This is a genomic window from Lawsonella clevelandensis (assembly GCF_001293125.1).
Classification (GTDB): domain Bacteria; phylum Actinomycetota; class Actinomycetes; order Mycobacteriales; family Mycobacteriaceae; genus Lawsonella; species Lawsonella clevelandensis.
On the sequence record NZ_CP009312.1, the window covers coordinates 539,034 to 556,033 of the forward strand.

9 protein-coding genes, 3 rRNA genes and 1 pseudogene are annotated in these 17,000 nt (G+C 56.5%); 7 read left to right on the plus strand and 6 right to left on the minus strand.

Going from position 1 to position 17,000, the window contains the following annotated elements; genetic code table 11:
• Positions 1–111 precede the first annotated feature (111 nt).
• Positions 112–1,365, plus strand: coding sequence for a septation protein SepH (gene sepH, locus IY73_RS02380; protein ID WP_053978771.1), 1,254 nt, complete (start codon positions 112–114; stop codon positions 1,363–1,365).
• Positions 1,358–2,434: a DUF6928 family protein gene (locus IY73_RS02385; RefSeq protein ID WP_053978772.1), complete on the plus strand. Its 1,077-nt coding sequence runs from the start codon at positions 1,358–1,360 to the stop codon at positions 2,432–2,434. The genes sepH and IY73_RS02385 overlap by 8 nt, the downstream gene beginning before the upstream one ends.
• On the opposite strand, the gene IY73_RS02390 is transcribed toward IY73_RS02385, so the two are convergent.
• Complete coding sequence (locus IY73_RS02390) at positions 2,431–3,267, minus strand: TrmH family RNA methyltransferase (RefSeq protein ID WP_053961652.1); 837 nt, start codon at positions 3,265–3,267, stop codon at positions 2,431–2,433. The two genes, IY73_RS02385 and IY73_RS02390, sit on opposite strands and share 4 nt — an antisense overlap.
• A gap of 114 nt (positions 3,268–3,381) precedes the next feature.
• Between IY73_RS02390 and IY73_RS02395 the strand changes: the two genes are divergently transcribed.
• Complete coding sequence (locus IY73_RS02395; protein WP_063665740.1) at positions 3,382–3,687, plus strand: DUF2530 domain-containing protein; 306 nt, start codon at positions 3,382–3,384, stop codon at positions 3,685–3,687.
• A gap of 7 nt (positions 3,688–3,694) precedes the next feature.
• Here IY73_RS02395 and IY73_RS02400 read toward each other — a convergent pair whose 3' ends face one another.
• Together IY73_RS02400 and IY73_RS08755 are read right to left on the minus strand one after the other, a co-directional pair.
• Entirely contained in the window at positions 3,695–4,492 is a 798-nt protein-coding gene (locus tag IY73_RS02400) for a DUF3027 domain-containing protein (protein WP_053961653.1), read from the minus strand.
• An 89-nt stretch (positions 4,493–4,581) separates the two neighbouring features.
• Positions 4,582–4,995, minus strand: coding sequence for a cold-shock protein (locus IY73_RS08755; RefSeq protein WP_053961654.1), 414 nt, complete (start codon positions 4,993–4,995; stop codon positions 4,582–4,584).
• A 475-nt stretch (positions 4,996–5,470) separates the two neighbouring features.
• Here IY73_RS08755 and IY73_RS08545 point away from each other — a divergent pair.
• From IY73_RS08545 to IY73_RS02425, 4 genes and pseudogenes are all read left to right on the plus strand, one after another.
• A pseudogene (locus tag IY73_RS08545) lies at positions 5,471–5,873 on the plus strand (transglycosylase family protein); the annotation flags it as partial.
• A gap of 768 nt (positions 5,874–6,641) precedes the next feature.
• Positions 6,642–8,927 carry a helicase-associated domain-containing protein gene (locus IY73_RS02415; RefSeq protein ID WP_158408671.1) on the plus strand — a complete coding sequence of 762 codons (2,286 nt, stop codon included), beginning with the start codon at positions 6,642–6,644 and terminating at the stop codon, positions 8,925–8,927.
• 25 nt (positions 8,928–8,952) lie between these two features.
• A complete protein-coding gene (locus IY73_RS02420; protein WP_053961656.1) occupies positions 8,953–10,605 on the plus strand; it encodes a DNA repair helicase XPB in 1,653 nt (550 codons plus the stop codon).
• A gap of 62 nt (positions 10,606–10,667) precedes the next feature.
• The gene (locus IY73_RS02425; RefSeq protein WP_053961657.1) at positions 10,668–11,327 is read left to right on the plus strand and encodes a DUF3239 domain-containing protein; all 660 of its coding nucleotides are present in this window, start codon (positions 10,668–10,670) and stop codon (positions 11,325–11,327) included.
• A 570-nt stretch (positions 11,328–11,897) separates the two neighbouring features.
• On the opposite strand, the gene rrf is transcribed toward IY73_RS02425, so the two are convergent.
• From rrf to IY73_RS02440, 3 genes are all read right to left on the minus strand, one after another.
• Positions 11,898–12,014 (minus strand): 5S ribosomal RNA (gene rrf, locus IY73_RS02430).
• Positions 12,015–12,099: 85 nt separating this feature from the next.
• A 23S ribosomal RNA gene (locus IY73_RS02435) occupies positions 12,100–15,178 on the minus strand.
• Positions 15,179–15,462: 284 nt separating this feature from the next.
• A 16S ribosomal RNA gene (locus IY73_RS02440) occupies positions 15,463–16,984 on the minus strand.
• The 16S, 23S and 5S rRNA genes sit together here, the layout of an rRNA operon.
• Positions 16,985–17,000: the final 16 nt, after the last annotated feature.

Genomic DNA, 17,000 nt, shown 5'->3' on the forward strand with positions numbered 1-17,000 from the left:
TCCACCAAACTGTGGATCTTCCACGGTTTTTTGTACTGTCCTTTCCCAATAACGCAAGTGTCTTCCGCTAAAGTTGTTGTAAAGAACTCACAACCAGCGGAGGTGTCGTCTATGCGAGAGCTACACGTAGCTGGTTACAATGCGGACGAAAATAGCATCATCCTGCGCGATCCGACGACTGAAGAAGAGTTCTCCGTCATCGCTGATGAGCAGCTACGTGCTGCCGCACGAGGTGACGTACCGGGACTGCGCCAGGTTCGGGTAGAAAAATCTAACACCATGCGTCCCTCCGAGATCCAAGAACTCATCCGGGCTGGGGCATCCACCGATGAACTGGCCGACCGCGCCGGCATGCAACGTTCCCGCCTCGACAATCTAGCCCGCCCGATCCTCATGGAGAGGGCCAACATGGTGCGCCGCGCCCAGGAATCTCATCCGCTTCTGGCCGATGGCCCCTCCGACATTACCCTCGCTATGGCCGCACACACGGGGCTCAGTACACGAGGCATCGACTACCACGATGGAAGCTGGGACTCGTGGAAGACTGCGGATGGCCACTGGATCATTGAGCTTCGCTGGGAAGAAGGCCATGCGGACAACACCGCGCACTGGCGTTTTCAGCAGGATCGCTCCTACGCCATCACCAGCCCCATCGACGAGACAGCTAGCGAGCTGACCGATCCCTCCTTCGTCCCCAGCCGGCCGACGAGCGTTACCTCCATCTCCAACCTGGGGGCCGCACGCCTGCGTAATTCCCGTACAAGCCAAGAAACGCGCCACCAACTGGCTGTGGCGGCGCAACGCGACGCAGCCGGTCTGCCGGATGGTTCCCGCCCGGGAAGTGTGCGCCGCCGCACACCCGGATATGTGAAGTCGGTGACGGTAAGCATGGATGACCTCACCAACCCCACCACTCCTGGCCCCGTCCGTTCCCTCGAATCCGTGGAGGCTTCCCCACCCGCCACGGCTGCTAGTCCTGCCCCAGCAGAGACCACAAGGAGCACCGCGAAAAGCCGCGCCAGCAAGAGTACCAAGAACACCACCTCGACTCCCCCGACCGAGCAGCTAAGTCTGGACAACATTCGGCAGTTTGCCGCATACAAGAGCGGCACTGCCGCCGACATACCGGACTCCAGTGCCGACAAGAGTACCCCATCGGCCTCATCTCAACCGGAGGAAGACGAGGGGACTACTCCCCCCATTGCAAAATTCATTCCTCCAGTGAAGCCTCTCTCCGCTTCTCCTTCCGCACACAGCGCGGATGATGATCATTCACGTCGTGCTGCGCGGAAGAAGCAGAAGCACCCTACAATGCCCTCTTGGGAAGATGTCCTACTAGGTGTTCGAGGTCAACAAAATGACTAATTCTGCAGAGCACGCTGTTGTAACGCTGTGGTTTGTCTCCGCTCCTGATGCCCACGCACTGCTGGCCTCCAACCCGCAGCCCGATGCCGAGTACGGGCTACAGCTCGTCGCCGGTCTCTTCCCTGAGAAACCCGTCACTCCCCTGGGAACGTTCCCCCTCACCCGCTCCGCTCCTGCTGGACACACAGAAGTGTACGTAGGCACCTACCCAGGTGCCACTGTGCTGCAAACTGCAGCCATTCCACTCAACCGCATGCTCGACTTGGTACCCGAGTGGGTACAACCAGATGCGGCGGATGATATTTATGCCTTTGCACAGGGGCCGTCGGGAACCTTTGCCGGCTTTGCCCATTGGCGCCAGGGCAAACTGGAACGCGCATTTAGTGCGACAGCCTGTGAGATCCTTGAAGACAAGGGGCTTCCTCTTGGCGTGGAAGGTCCTTACTGGGCTGGGCAGTATCCGGTACCTAAGGAGATCGACCTCGGATCCGACTTCGCTATTCCACTCCCCTTCCTGCCGGGAGATATGCTGCTCACGCTCTACACGGCATGGCTAGGCTTTGAACCGCGCGCCCACCACCTCAATATTTTGGTGAATGGATTTGCCCTTGACGGCCGGCCTGAAGCTCGACCCATGGATCGCAACGTCCCTGATGACGATGCGCTACTTCGGTTTCCGGAGATGGGTACGGGTGTCTCTGCTGATGAACTCGCTGCAGCCGAGCTGGAAGAAGCAACTGGCGAAGTGGCAAATGCGGCCAAGGACGATGCTAGCGAAGGCCGCAAGCGCGGTGGTCGACGCGCGAATGCATTAGCGGGCAAAGAGGACAAAGCGCACAAGGATGGTCTATGGACTCGCTTTAAGCGGTGGTGGAATGGCGATCCTGTCGAGGAGGATGCTCTCGCTACTAGTGACGAGGATTTTTCCCCCTACGCCGACTATGCCCCTGATACCGCGACGGGTGACGGGTACTCTGCCGAAGATGCAGTGGGTGACGGATACAGCGATGCTGGCAACTACCAGGCCTATACTGCGGCTTATGGTGAGGACTACACCGACAAGTGTTAGTGATGGGTGCGGGCGCGCTCGTAGAAGGCCACCGCTGCTGAAGTAGCGACGTTGAGCGAGTCCACCCCAATCTGCATGGGTATTTGTACTCTTGCGTCGGCTAATCGCATTGTTTTCCGACGTAATCCGGGGCCTTCCGCACCTACGATAAAGGCAACTTTGCCGCCCTCCGCAACATCCGCAAGCACCTGTGCATCGTGGGCTGGGGTGAGGGCGAGGATGCGGTATCCGGCCGCGCGCAACTGTGCAAAGGTGGGTTCTTGCCAATCGTTCGGGCCACCGGTGCAGGGAGCAAAGGGAATGCGAAGGACATGTCCCATCGACACGCGTACTGATCGCCGATACAGCGGATCTGCACACCCGGCACCAGTAAGTACCCCGCCTACTCCTAACGCAGCTGCATTGCGGAAGATACTTCCGATGTTGGCGTGGTCGTTCAGTCCTTCCAATACAGCCAAAGTGCGCGGACTGTGCGCAAGGACATCCTCGACCGCACGGGGAGCGGGGCGCGGTGCCAGCGCAAAAATATGGCGATTGAAGTGGAAGCCCACGCATTCGGAGATGACATCTTCCGTTGCAAGATAGAAGGGGGTGGATGCGGCTAGTTCGCCATAATCCGGCATCGCAGTGAGGCGTGCTAGCCCTGCTTCTGTTCCCAGAAATTGGGTGGGCGGGCACCATGATGCGAGCATGCGGTCGGTCACCAGTGAGCCTTCTCCGATGACGACACCGTCTGATCCAGCATGATCACGTCGTTTCTCGGCATGGTTGAGATTCCGGAAGCCATCGATACGGGAGTCGAGGGGGTCGGCGATGGGGATCATGTGAACCATACTGGGTGTTCTCCCTGGGAACGTGGTGTGTTTTACAGTCTAGTTAGGCGGCAAACTGAATTGTTTTCGGTACTGTTGACGATAGTAACGATGACAAGGCGGTACCGAGAAAACATGAAGAAACGCTCTATCCCCGCTCTACCGGCTCGCCTTATTGACCCCCGGCCGGTGATCGCAGCAGGAACTGCGGCATGGCTGGTGTCGCTGGTGACGCTGCTTGTTGCGGGAGTACACGCCACAGCTATGTGGGTTGCGGTGTGCGGTGTTGGTGTCGGCGTCGGTATTTACGCCATTTTTGCCTGGCAAAGGAGTGCGGTTCGCCGTGGGGCTGCCACTGCGCAGACTTCACTGCCCGACGTGCAGCGCGAGGGGGACAAAGCTGTCGACCGCGTGATTGTCGAAATTCCGCACCAGCAGTAACGGTCTGTTACACATTTCCTGACGTCTTGTCGGCTGGAATGGTTGCCCCAACAGGTTTAGCGACGAGTTCAAATTCTGCATCATCGAAATACATGTCTGCTGGCCGGGCCGCAGAATGGTCTTCTTGAATGCTGGAATGGGCACCACACCCATAACGGACGTGGACCACATGACCATCGGCCGAGAGACGATTAGCGCACACGCCGAAGCTTGCTTTCAGTGCTCCTGCTAGTGGTAGGTAGAAACCACAGGTTTCACACCGGGCCGGGGCTTTCTTAGCCCGGGTGCTGTGGGGGCCGTACTCTCCCTTTGCCCAGCGAGTAGCTGCTTCGTCGCGTCCTTCAGGGCTCAGTACTCGCTCGCGTCCGTAGCCAATTGGCATAGCTGCATCATCGAGTTCATCGTCTCCAGAGTCCACATAGCCGGGAACGAGCCGGGGATCGTCCTCCGCGACCGGCAAAATATCACCATCGGAGAGATCTCCCGGCTGCAAACGGTCTTCCCACGGAACCCAAGCTGGGGCAAGCAGCGCATCGTTGCCCGGCATTAATGCCAGTTCGTCTAGTGTGGGATGGCTGTCCTCGCCGGAGAGAACCACTTGCCATTCCCATCCGCGGTAACCGGGTAGATCGGAGGAAAAGCGGTAAGTTGTGGAACCATTGTCTTCCGTTTGAGCCCCAAGTAGCTCGCCAGCCCCGCCGGAGTGTAGGTCAGCGACAGCCTGCCTGGCCAGCGCCTCCGCAGCAGAACTCCCCAACGGCGTGGGGTTGGCAGAGGGAGGTGTCTTTGCGATGTCGTCACTCACAGTTCTATTGTGCCACTTTTCATGTTGGGGAATGTCACAGCCCCTGGTGTGGCGCCAGAGGCGACATGCCGGTGGGGAGAAGACCCGGCCTAATGGTCGAGCTCGCGCGCTACCGCGCGGACAATTTCCGAGATGTGCTGTGCGGTTTTACGGTCGGGGTAGCGTCCCTTCCGAAGCTCCGGCTGCACGGCGGATTCCATGAGCGTGATCATGTCTTCGATCATGCCGTGTAGTTCGTCCGGGGTGTGCCGGTGTGCGCTCTGTCGACGTTGCTTCCGTTGGTTAGCGGATACGGAGGGGGCTGGTGCAAGGACTTCCAAACGAAGTGCTTGGGGACCGCGGCGCCCGGCAACAATATCCATATCGACACGCTGACCTGGTTTTAGCTCGGTCACGCCTTCAGGAAGAACAGAAGCACGAACGTAGACGTCTTCCCCCTCTTCTTGGGTAATGAAGCCGAACCCCTTCTCCGGGTCGTACCACTTCACTTTGCCGTGGGGCATAATCCGTGCATCTCCTTTCCTGGTATGTACACGGGTTTGTACTCAATACAGTCCCTACAGTGTACCGATTCCCAGTCACGTATATAAAGCAATAAGACAAGGGCGATTTCGTCACCATGCTCTCCTTATTCCTCCCACATTATGGGATTTTGTAATGATTTCTTGACCTTTAAGACAGGGCTATACGCAGGGACTTTGGAGAAAAGTGCAGCATTCCCACCACAGAAAGCCCTTCATCTTTATTTCGTTTAGGTGACGATTCGGATACGGAACTGTATTCTTATATCCATAGTTGCTTCAACTACTCCGATTGTCAGGATGCATATCCCATCCCCTGACCATCGAGAGCGCTGCCCCTTGAACAGCGAACAAGGATGGGAACGGTCATCATAACGGCCTACATAAAGGCCCACGTTTCTTCCACTACCCCGCAAGAACACCGATGAACGGCGCATTTGTTTGGAAAAGGAACCTCATGGGTGCACATTCTGCACAAGGACGTCAGTTTGGAATTGCCGACGTAAAGAAAGCGGTCTCCTCCATCGCCCTGTCCGGCGCTGCCGCCCTCGCAGTGGGTGTCATCTCATCCCCCCTCGCCTCTGCCGCCCCCAACTCCGATTGGGACCGGCTCGCACAGTGCGAATCCGGCGGCAACTGGCACATCAATACTGGTAATGGCTACTACGGTGGCCTCCAGTTCAGCCAAGGCACCTGGGCTGCCCATGGCGGCACCAACTACGCCCCCAGCGCAGATCTGGCAACCCGGGATCAGCAAATCGCAGTAGCAGAGCACGTGCTCGCTACTCAAGGCTGGGGCGCCTGGCCAGCCTGCTCCTCCTCTCTCGGGCTGAGCAGTGGACCCACCCCCCGTAATACCGTAACCCCCGGCGAACTCGCTAAGAAGAAGCGCCTCGCCGAGCAGAAGCGTCGCGAAGCGCAACGCCGTGAACGCGAAAACAACTTCATCCAGTACAAGACCACCGAAACTGCTGGTGTTGTCGTAGAGACTGCCGCTAACCTCGGCCTCCCCGTGGATGAAAAGAAGGCCGACAAGGCCATCGATAAGGCCAATAAGGGCTTCACCAATAAAGTCGTCAAGCCGGCCCGCAAAGCCAGCAAAGAGTCCGACAGCGCTGCTCTGCAGAAAGTTGACTCCACCTATACCAAGGTAAACCGCTCCGCCGCAAAGGTCGTTGAAGGCGACGGTGGCGTGGAAGAGAAGCTCTACGCTCCCTCCAGTAAACTCAATGCGGTAACCGATGGCGCCACCCCGGTAGTTGGCGCCAATACGGCAAAGACCGCCTCCACGGGCTCCGCTAAGGTCTCCGCGACGGGCACCAAGTCCACCAAGACTCTACCGCTGCAGACAGAGAAGAAGGTAGAGAAAAAAACCAATTCGCAGAACGCCAAGAAAGGCGAGAAAAATAAGAAGGATAAGAAGGATAGCCTCCTCACGATCCTTCCGCTTTCTGTCCTTTACGACTAAAGGACACCCTCCTCTCGCGCGAGCTACAACAGCTCCCGGCATCACCATCACAGTGTGGCCAGCTAGTTCGTTAGCTGGCCACACTGCTATGTCAACAGCCTCCCCTCTTTATCCACCACACTCGCCGTTATCCTCTTCGCGGTAAGCTGGAAGGATGGACTTGCGAACGCACACCAGCTGGGATGCGTGGCTCGGCTCACTCCCCACAGAAAGCCTCGCCACCCTCCTCCACCTGCGTCCTGATGTCGCCGTTCCCCCACCTACTAGCCTCGTCGTCCTCTCTACTCGGCTCACTCAGCAACGCTCCTACCGGCGCGCATTGAGTAGCCTCAACCGCCCACAGCTCGCCTTTCTCGCAGCAGTAGCGGCCGGAACCCTACGGGCGAATACTGACGATCACGCAGAACTCACCCCCACACTGCCCGGCGCAGCGGATTCCCTTCCGGGTGGTACTAGGGATCTCGTCACCTCTCTACAAAATTACGCACTACTCTATCCTGGTGACGATGGCGGCTATTCACTGCCCCCTGGGCTCTCTGACGTCTTTTCCCAGCTCCCCCTCGATCTGCTGGACAACCCTCCGTTGCGGGACTGTACTGAGTTACGCGCACGCATCGCCCTCCTCCCTCCAAAGCAACGTCAGGTACTGGAAACACTCGCAGAATCCGGTCGGAAAGGCCATGCCACTGCCATCGCACAGGCTCCACACGACCATCCCTTACAACAGCTGCTCGCTGCGGAGCTGCTGACCCTCGACAAGCACACAGCGGACACCATAGTTCTCCCCGAAGATGTCTACTCCGCACTGCATCACTCCGTCGCCGCAGCCCATGAGGAGCCGCTAGCCTGCCCTACCCCCACGCAACGGAGCTCCCCCACAGCAATCGCCCATTTGTTGGGAGGCACTACCGCCGGTTCCCCTGCGACAGGGTTAGACCATTTCGCATTGTTCCTGCACACGCTACGTGAGCTCATCACGGCTATCGATAACCAACCACTGCACGCCCTCGCTGATGGGGGTATTGGGCAACGCGAGCTACGCCGGCTCGCCACCAGTACCGGCCTCGCTACCGACCAGATCACCATCGGTCTAGAGGCGCTCGCTGCTCTCGGCATTATCGAGGAAGCTCTTCTCGAGGACGGTGCGTGGACCACCACCATCACCGCTGACGTATTCGTGACGGCTTCCCCCGCCGAACAATGGGAACTCCTCATCCGTACCTGGTGGCACAGTCCACGGTCATGGAGCGGAACACCCCACGAACGTGCATTAGCACTCAATCCGCATGCCGCGGATAGCCGTCTCGTAGCCATTCGCCACCAGCTGTTGGAGAGTCTCACCCTCTGGCCGGCCTCTCTTCATACAGCGGAAGCTCGTGACGTCGCCGCACTCACACACTGGAACTACCCACTCATTTCCACTCTCACCGGAGGTGATGCTTTCACGGATACGCTACAGGTGGCAGACGTCCTTGGCCTGCTACATTCCACCACCCTCACCCAGGTGGGCCGCTCCCTCTTCACAGGTAAGCTGGCGGAAGCTATCACTTCCCACATCCCTCCGGAAACCACGTCTATCCTGGTGCAGGACGACTACACCGTGCTTGTCCAAGGTTTTCTCGCCCCCACTCACACGGACACACTGAGGCGCATCGCACGAGTGGAATCCCCCGGAATGGCGACCCTCTACCGCATCACTGAAGACAGCATCCGGCACGCCTTGGACACCGGCCTTACCGCCACTGACATTCACACATTCCTTCATGATCTGTCCGTGAATGCAGTACCACAGGCGCTGGGTTATCTCATCGACGATGCCGCCCGCCGCCATGGAGCCCTACGGGTAGCTCCTGCCGTATCCGTGGTGCATTCTGACGATCCCACACTCATCCGTGCCGTCATGGCCGCACCGTCGATGCGCCATTGCGGGCTACGCTCTCTTGCTCCCACGGTGGCAGTTGCCGATGTCACACCGCGTGAACTTCACTCAGCGCTGCAACAGGCTGGTTTCAGCCCTATTCTGGAAGATCACCATGGTGGGGTACTGGCGCTCCGCCACCATCGGCCACGCCCTTCAGCAGATAATCCCTATTGCAACCCAGTTCCTACTAATACTCCCCTTACTACCCGCTCCTTGCACTCCCAGCTTTCCCCAAACCAGGTTCAGGAGATTGCGAGCCGCTTGCAGGCCGCAGAGGACAATAATCGGAACAGTGGACCAATGGTGACGGGCGAGAGCATCATTCCGGCTCTACAGGAGGCTATTGTCAGCCACCGGGAAGTGATCCTGGGGTTCATCAAGGGAACCGGGATAGAAGCGCAGATCCGCATACTCCCCCAGGGAATGTCAGGAGGCAGGTTGGATGCCATAGATATCACCACCCGCCAACCCTACCGTTTCGCATTGCACAAGATCCGTTCGGTCCGCATCGTCACAGACAAGTGACAGCAGATACTGCCAAGGAGTTTGAATGTCCGATGGTCCGCTGATCGTCCAGTCCGACAACACCATGTTGTTAGAAGTCGATCACCCGCTAGCTGACGAGGTGCGCCAGGCTATTGCCCCCTTCGCTGAGCTTGAACGAGCCCCCGAGCATATTCATACCTACCGCATCACTCCGCTCGCACTGTGGAACGCACGGGCAGCTGGACATGATGCAGAGCAGGTTGTGGACTCCTTAGTGCGGTATTCCCGCTATCCAGTGCCGCAACCTCTTCTCATCGCCATTGCGGAGACGATGGAGCGCTATGGCCGCCTCCACCTTGTCAACGACCCTGCCCACGGACTTGTGCTTGTCTCTACCGATCCTGCTGTACTGGCAGAAGTGATACGTCACAGGAAGATTCGTCCTCTTTTGGGGCAGTCGGTAGGTCCCGATACGGTGATAGTTCACCCTTCTGAACGAGGCCGCCTGAAGCAAGAGCTCATTAAAGTGGGGTGGCCGGCAGAGGATGTTGCGGGTTATGTCGACGGTGAAGCACATCCCATCGCACGCAGTCAAGAACACGTCACCTGGGAGGCCCGCGACTACCAGCGCTGGGCGGCAGAGGCTGCTTGGGCGGGTGGTTCCGGGGTAGTCGTACTACCTTGTGGCGCCGGGAAAACTGTGGTGGGTATCGAAACCATGGTGCGCGCCCAAAAGACCACTCTTATTCTGGTGAACTCGACGGTGGCAGGCCGGCAATGGAAGCGGGAACTGCTGCAGCGTACAACCCTTACTGTGGATGAGATTGGCGAGTACTCGGGGGAGCGGAAAGAAATCCGCCCAGTCACTATCGCCACCTACCAGGTGGTGACGCGGAAGACGAAGGGGGTTTACCGGTCAATGGAGTTGTTCGACTCACGGGACTGGGGGCTCATTATTTACGACGAAGTCCACCTGTTGCCCGCACCGGTGTTCCGCCTGACTGCTGATCTTCAATCCCGTCGACGGTTGGGCTTGACGGCCACCTTGATCCGTGAGGATGGCCGCGAAGAGGATGTTTTTACCCTCATCGGCCCAAAGCGTTTTGATATGCCGTGGAAGGATCTGGAATCCCAGGGTTGGATCGCTACAGCTGAATGTACTGAAGTGCGGGTGACGTTGACGGAAGAAGAACGTATGGCCTACGCGACGGCAGAGCGCGAGGAGATGTACCGTCGCTGTTGCACGGCAATTTCTAAGGATAGAGTAGTGGCTGATTTGGTCACCCGTCACCACTCTGAACCTACCCTGGTTATTGGTGCCTACCTGGATCAATTAGAGCGATTGTCGACCAAACTTGATGCTCCACTAGTACAGGGAACAACCCGTACCGCCGAAAGGGAACGTCTTTTCGATGCGTTTCGACGAGGTGAAATCAGTACCCTGGTAGTGAGTAAGGTTGCGAACTTCTCCATTGATCTACCGGAAGCATCGGTTGCAATCCAGGTGTCTGGAACGTACCGGAGCCGGCAGGAAGAGGCCCAACGATTGGGCCGACTGCTTCGCCCAAAGAGCGGTGGTCAGGAGGCTCACTTCTATACTGTTGTTGCCCGTGACACGATCGATGCGACCTATGCCGCGTACCGCCAGCGTTTTTTGGCGGAGCAGGGCTATGGATATCGCATTGTGAATGCGAACGAGCTGGATAGTTTGGGCTAACCAGCAGAACGTTACTGTTGAGAAATTAGCCATAATGTTTGAGAGAAAGTAGAAGGTTTGCGATGCCAGTGCGAATCTTTGAATTCCCCATCGATAAGGAACACGCCAAGAAACACAACGAGTTGGTGGGTGATCGCCGTCGCCTGCAGGTATCGTCTCTTATCTTGACGATCATTCTCGGTGTCGCTGCGTATTTTGCGTATGTAAAGGGCGCAAGCGTGTTTTGGGTGTCGGTATTGTGTGTCCTAGCCGCGGTGTCTGGCGTCGTGATGGTGTGGATTCCAACTGCTATCGGGTCGATTGATAAAACTTTTAAAAAGTCACCGTTGGTTCCTGCCATCGTTGCGGATACACGGGAGAGCGGGATGACGTTATTGGCCTTAGTCGATTTGTCGAAAAAGCCTGATGAGTCCACGAAGTGGGCGTTGGTTGCCCGCGATGTACACGACATTCCTGGACTGCGTAAGGTGATTGGCCAAAAGGTGCCGTGTGTGGCAGTGACGGGCTCGGAAAAGCTGGGGGGCGGCCACGACTATTGGGATTTGGCTACTCCCATGCCGATTGCCTGGGGTACGACGGATCGAACGGTGATTGCTGAGGCCCGACGGACTATTCCTACCATCGAATGGGATACGTTAGGCAAGCTACGCACACGGTTAAAGGAGGTACGGGAGCAGCGTAACGATGTGCTGCTGCTGGAGGAGAAGGATCTCATGGTCTAAGCACGAAGGTGACATGTGCTGTACGTCCACATACCACAGTGCATAAAGCGGCAAGGTTCGACATAGTCTCGGGCTTGGCCGCTTTTATGTTGCCCTTAAATGCTATAGACGCCTCAGTTAAATAGCGATAGAAACCCCGGCGAACCACCCGAGTAGGCGATGCGGAGCAGGGAAAGGAACCGTAGATTTCTGCATGGAAGTGTAGCTGATGATGTGTGCAGACTTGCTGTGGCCGCAGCACCGTATAACAAAGCGTACTGACTGACAGTTATGAACGGGGAATAAGGTGTGTACGGGAGATGTACGAGAGATATTTTATGTACGGGGTCCTGGGCCTAGGCAGGGGAAAACCTTGAACGGTACGCTTGGCTATGGGACGCGGGTCCGGTATGTATGCGGCAGAGACTAATTAATGTGGGAAGTACTTCATCAATCCCGTGTATATTACCGTGCAGTAGGTGTGTGGAGGTGTAGGGTGCTAAGCAACGGCGATTAAATCTGCTTGTGTTTGGAAATGGTGAAAGCCCCGAGGGGAGATTGTTCTCAACCCTCGGGGCTTCTCTATGTTAAGTTCGGCGGCGACCTACTCTCCCACACCCTCCCGAGTGCAGTACCATCGGCGCGTATGAGCTTAGCTTCCGGGTTCGGAATGGGACCGGGCATCTCCTCATAGCTATGACCACCGAAACACTATTCAGACGGCAAACCCCCAAAACAGGGAATCAGCGTGCCATCTCAGACACCATACAGTGAACGCGAAACACAAACTTAAAATGTTAAGCCCTCGGCCCATTAGTACCGGTCACCTCCACACATTACTGTGCTTCCAGATCCGGCCTATCAACCCAATCGTCTATTGGGGGCCTTACCCACGCAAAGGTGGTGAGAAACCTCATCTTGGAACAGACTTCCCGCTTAGATGCTTTCAGCGGTTATTCCTTCCGAACGTAGCCAACCAGCCATGCTCCTGGCGGAACAACTGGCACACCAGAGGTTCGTCCACCCCGGTCCTCTCGTACTAGGGGCAGCCTTCCACAAGTTTCTTACGCGCACGGCGGATAGAGACCGAACTGTCTCACGACGTTCTGAACCCAGCTCGCGTGCCGCTTTAATGGGCGAACAGCCCAACCCTTGGGACCGACTCCAGCCCCAGGATGCGACGAGCCGACATCGAGGTGCCAAACCATCCCGTCGATATGGACTCTTGGGGAAGATCAGCCTGTTATCCCCGGGGTACCTTTTATCCGTTGAGCGACACCGCTTCCACAAGCCGGTGCCGGATCACTAGTCCCGACTTTCGTCCCTGCTCGACCTGTCAGTCTCACAGTCAAGCTCCCTTGTGCACTTACACTCAACACCTGATTGCCAACCAGGCTGAGGGAACCTTTGGGCGCCTCCGTTACTCTTTGGGAGGCAACCGCCCCAGTTAAACTACCCACCAGGCACTGTCCCTAAACCAGATCATGGTCCGAGGTTAGAGGTCCAATTTCATCAGAGTGGTATTTCAACAACGACTCCGCCCAAACTGGCGTCTGAGCTTCACAGTCTCCCACCTATCCTACACAAACAAAACCGAACACCAATGCCAAGCTATAGTGAAGGTCCCGGGGTCTTTTCGTCCTGCCGCGCGTAACGAGCATCTTTACTCGTAATGCAATTTCGCCGAGTCTGTGGTTGAGACAGTAGAGAAGTCGTTACGCCATTCGTGCAGGTCGGAACTTACCCGACAAGGAATTTCGCTACCTTAGGATGGTTATAGTTACCACCGCCGTTTACTGGGGCTTAAATTCTCAGCTTCGCAGCCACAAAGGCCACTAACCAGTCCTCTTAACCTTCCAGCACCGGGCAGGCGTCAGTCCGTATACATCGACTTACGTCTTCGCACGGACCTGTGTTTTTGGTAAACAGTCGCTTCTCTCTGGTCTCTGCGACCGACATCAGCTCACACCGAAAAAGTGATCACCAACACCGGTCCCCCTTCTTCCAAAGTTACGGGGGCATTTTGCCGAATTCCTTAACCACAGTTCTCTCGAACTCCTTAGTATTCTCTACCTGACCACCTGTGTCGGTTTGGGGTACGGGCCGTATAAGAACTCACTAGAGGCTTTTCTCGGCAGCATAGGATCACTGACTTCACCACAATGGCTACGCATCACGTCTCAGGTACACAACAGGCGGATTTGCCAACCTGTCACCCTACACGCTTACACCAGGCAATCCACTACCTGGCACAGCTACCTTCCTGCGTCACCCCATCGCTTGGCTACTACCAGATCAGGTCCCGTGCATCCACCACCACCACCCCAAAAAGAGGAAGCAGCAGCTTCTGGACAGTTAGTATCACTGATTCACCATGGGCGCGCTTATACGGGTACGGGAATATCAACCCGTTATCCATCGACTACGCCTGTCGGCCTCGCCTTAGGACCCGACTCACCCTGGGAGGATTAGCCTAGCCCAGGAACCCTTGGTCATCCGGAGGACATGTTTCTCACATGTCATTCGCTACTCATGCCTGCATTCTCACTCGCATACCCTCCACCACTAGATCACTCTGCAGCTTCAACGGATACACGACGCTCCCCTACCCATCCCAAAAACTGGAATGCCGCGGCTTCGGCGGTGTACTTGAGCCCCACTACATTGTCGGCGCAGGACCACTTGACCAGTGAGCTATTACGCACTCTTTCAAGGGTGGCTGCTTCTGAGCCAACCTCCTGGTTGTCTAAGCGATCCCACATCCTTTTCCACTTAGTACACGCTTAGGGGCCTTAGCCGGCGATCTGGGCTGTTTCCCTCTCGACTATGAAGCTTATCCCCCACAGTCTCACTGCCGTGCTCTCACATCCTGGCATTTGGAGTTTGGCTGATGTCGGTAAGCGGATAAGCCCCCTCGACCATCCAGTAGCTCTACCTCCAAGATGAAACACACGACGCTGCACCTAAATGCATTTCGGGGAGAACCAGCTATCACGGAGTTTGATTGGCCTTTCACCCCTACCCACAGCTCATCCCCTCAGTTTTCAACCTAAGTGGGTTCGCGCCTCCACGACGTCTTACCGTCGCTTCACACTGGCCATGGGTAGATCACCCCGCTTCGGGTCTAGAGCATGCCACTCAACGCCCTCTTCGGACTCGCTTTCGCTCCGGCTACCCCACACGGGTTAACCTCGCGACATACCACTAACTCGCAGGCTCATTCTTCAAAAGGCACGCCATCAGCCCGAAAGCCTCTGACGGATTGTAAGCACACGGTTTCAGGTACTATTTCACTCCCCTCCCGGGGTACTTTTCACCTTTCCCTCACGGTACTGGTCCGCTATCGGTCATCAAGAAGTATTTAGGCTTATCGGGTGGTCCCGACAGATTCACACCAGATTTCACGGGCCCGGTGCTACTCGGGAAACAAGAACCATCAATAATTGCCACTTTCACGTACGGGACTCTCACCCACTACGGTGCGCCGTTCCAAACGACTTCCGCTAACGACAACATCAACAGCGTGCGACGGCAGCCACACACACTTGCTCCCACAACACCACACACGCAACGCCTGCCGGCTTGACACGCATATGGTTTAGCCTCATCCGCTTTCGCTCGCCACTACTCACGGAATCACGGTTGTTTTCTCTTCCTACGGGTACTGAGATGTTTCACTTCCCCGCGTTCCCTCCACACGCCCTATATATTCAGGCGCAGGTAACCACACATCACTGTGGCTAGGTTTCCCCATTCGGACATCCTAGGATCACCGCTCGGTTGACAACTCCCCTAGGCTTAACGCAGTCTCCCACGTCCTTCATCGGCTCTTGATGCCAAGGCATCCACCGTGTGCTCTTACACACTTAACAAAAAAGCATGAATTCGAAAATGTTCACAAAGAACAAAGAATAAGATGCTCGCGTCCACTGTATAGTTCTCAAACAACACGCCCCAGCAGCACCAACACCCACAAACAGGCATCGACACCACCAGCGCCAAAGAGGACACATTGCCTCAGACACCCAACAATGTACCAACCATCACCCCCACCCCGGGGAATGATCACACCAAACAAACGGTGCGCTATCGAATGATCCACCCAAAAGACACCCACACACACTCGGCGTGAGGCCTTCAAAAAACAAATCCTTAGAAAGGAGGTGATCCAGCCGCACCTTCCGGTACGGCTACCTTGTTACGACTTCGTCCCAATCGCCAATCCCACCTTCGACGGCTCCCTCCAAAAAGGTTAGGCCACCGGCTTCGGGTGTTACCGACTTTCATGACGTGACGGGCGGTGTGTACAAGGCCCGGGAACGTATTCACCGCAGCATTGCTGATCTGCGATTACTAGCGACTCCGACTTCATGGGGTCGAGTTGCAGACCCCAATCCGAACTGAGACCGGCTTTAAGAGATTCGCTCCGCTTTACAGCATCGCAGCCCTCTGTACCGGCCATTGTAGCATGTGTGAAGCCCTGGACATAAGGGGCATGATGATTTGACGTCATCCCCACCTTCCTCCGAGTTGACCCCGGCAGTCTCTCACGAGTCCCCACCATAACGTGCTGGCAACATAAGACAAGGGTTGCGCTCGTTGCGGGACTTAACCCAACATCTCACGACACGAGCTGACGACAACCATGCACCACCTGTATAGAAGCCACAAGGGAAACCACATCTCTGCAGCGATCCTCTATATGTCAAGCCCAGGTAAGGTTCTTCGCGTTGCATCGAATTAATCCACATGCTCCGCCGCTTGTGCGGGCCCCCGTCAATTTCTTTGAGTTTTAGCCTTGCGGCCGTACTCCCCAGGCGGGGCGCTTAATGCGTTAGCTACGGCACGGAGTCCGTGGAATGAACCCCACACCTAGCGCCCACCGTTTACGGCATGGACTACCAGGGTATCTAATCCTGTTCGCTACCCATGCTTTCGCTCCTCAGCGTCAGTTACTACCCAGAGACCTGCCTTCGCCATCGGTGTTCTTCCTGATATCTGTGCATTCCACCGCTACACCAGAAATTCCAGTCTCCCCTGTAGTACTCAAGTCAGCCCGTATCGCCTGCACGTCCAGGGTTAAGCCCTAGGATTTCACAGACGACGTGACAAACCGCCTACGAGCTCTTTACGCCCAGTAATTCCGGACAACGCTCGCACCCTACGTATTACCGCGGCTGCTGGCACGTAGTTAGCCGGTGCTTCTTCTGCAGGTACCGTCACTTACGCTTCGTCCCTACTGAAAGAGGTTTACAACCCGAAGGCCGTCATCCCTCACGCGGCGTCGCTGCATCAGGCTTCCGCCCATTGTGCAATATTCCCCACTGCTGCCTCCCGTAGGAGTCTGGGCCGTATCTCAGTCCCAATGTGGCCGATCACCCTCTCAGGCCGGCTACCCGTCGTCGCCTTGGTAGGCCATTACCCCACCAACAAGCTGATAGGCCGCGGGCTCATCCTGCACCGAAAAACTTTCCACCAAACCCCATGAGGAGAAAGGTCCTATCCAGTATTAGACCCAGTTTCCCAGGCTTATCCCAGAGTGCAGGGCAGATTGCCCACGTGTTACTCACCCGTTCGCCACTCGAGTACTCCAGCAAGCTGGAGCCTTTCCGTTCGACTTGCATGTGTTAAGCACGCCGCCAGCGTTCGTCCTGAGCCAGAATCAAACTCTCCATAAAAGATCACAATCACAAC

What these genes read in the sequence shown, in the direction of transcription:
- IY73_RS02390 (WP_053961652.1), bottom strand. Translation starts at nt 3,267, where the DNA reads ATGGTTCACATGATCCCCATCGCCGACCCCCTCGACTCCCGTATCGAT.
- IY73_RS08755 (WP_053961654.1), bottom strand. Translation starts at nt 4,995, where the DNA reads ATGCCCCACGGCAAAGTGAAGTGGTACGACCCGGAGAAGGGGTTCGGC.
- IY73_RS02385 (WP_053978772.1), top strand. Translation starts at nt 1,358, where the DNA reads ATGACTAATTCTGCAGAGCACGCTGTTGTAACGCTGTGGTTTGTCTCC.
- IY73_RS02420 (WP_053961656.1), top strand. Translation starts at nt 8,953, where the DNA reads ATGTCCGATGGTCCGCTGATCGTCCAGTCCGACAACACCATGTTGTTA.
- IY73_RS02395 (WP_063665740.1), top strand. Translation starts at nt 3,382, where the DNA reads ATGAAGAAACGCTCTATCCCCGCTCTACCGGCTCGCCTTATTGACCCC.
- sepH (WP_053978771.1), top strand. Translation starts at nt 112, where the DNA reads ATGCGAGAGCTACACGTAGCTGGTTACAATGCGGACGAAAATAGCATC.
- IY73_RS02425 (WP_053961657.1), top strand. Translation starts at nt 10,668, where the DNA reads ATGCCAGTGCGAATCTTTGAATTCCCCATCGATAAGGAACACGCCAAG.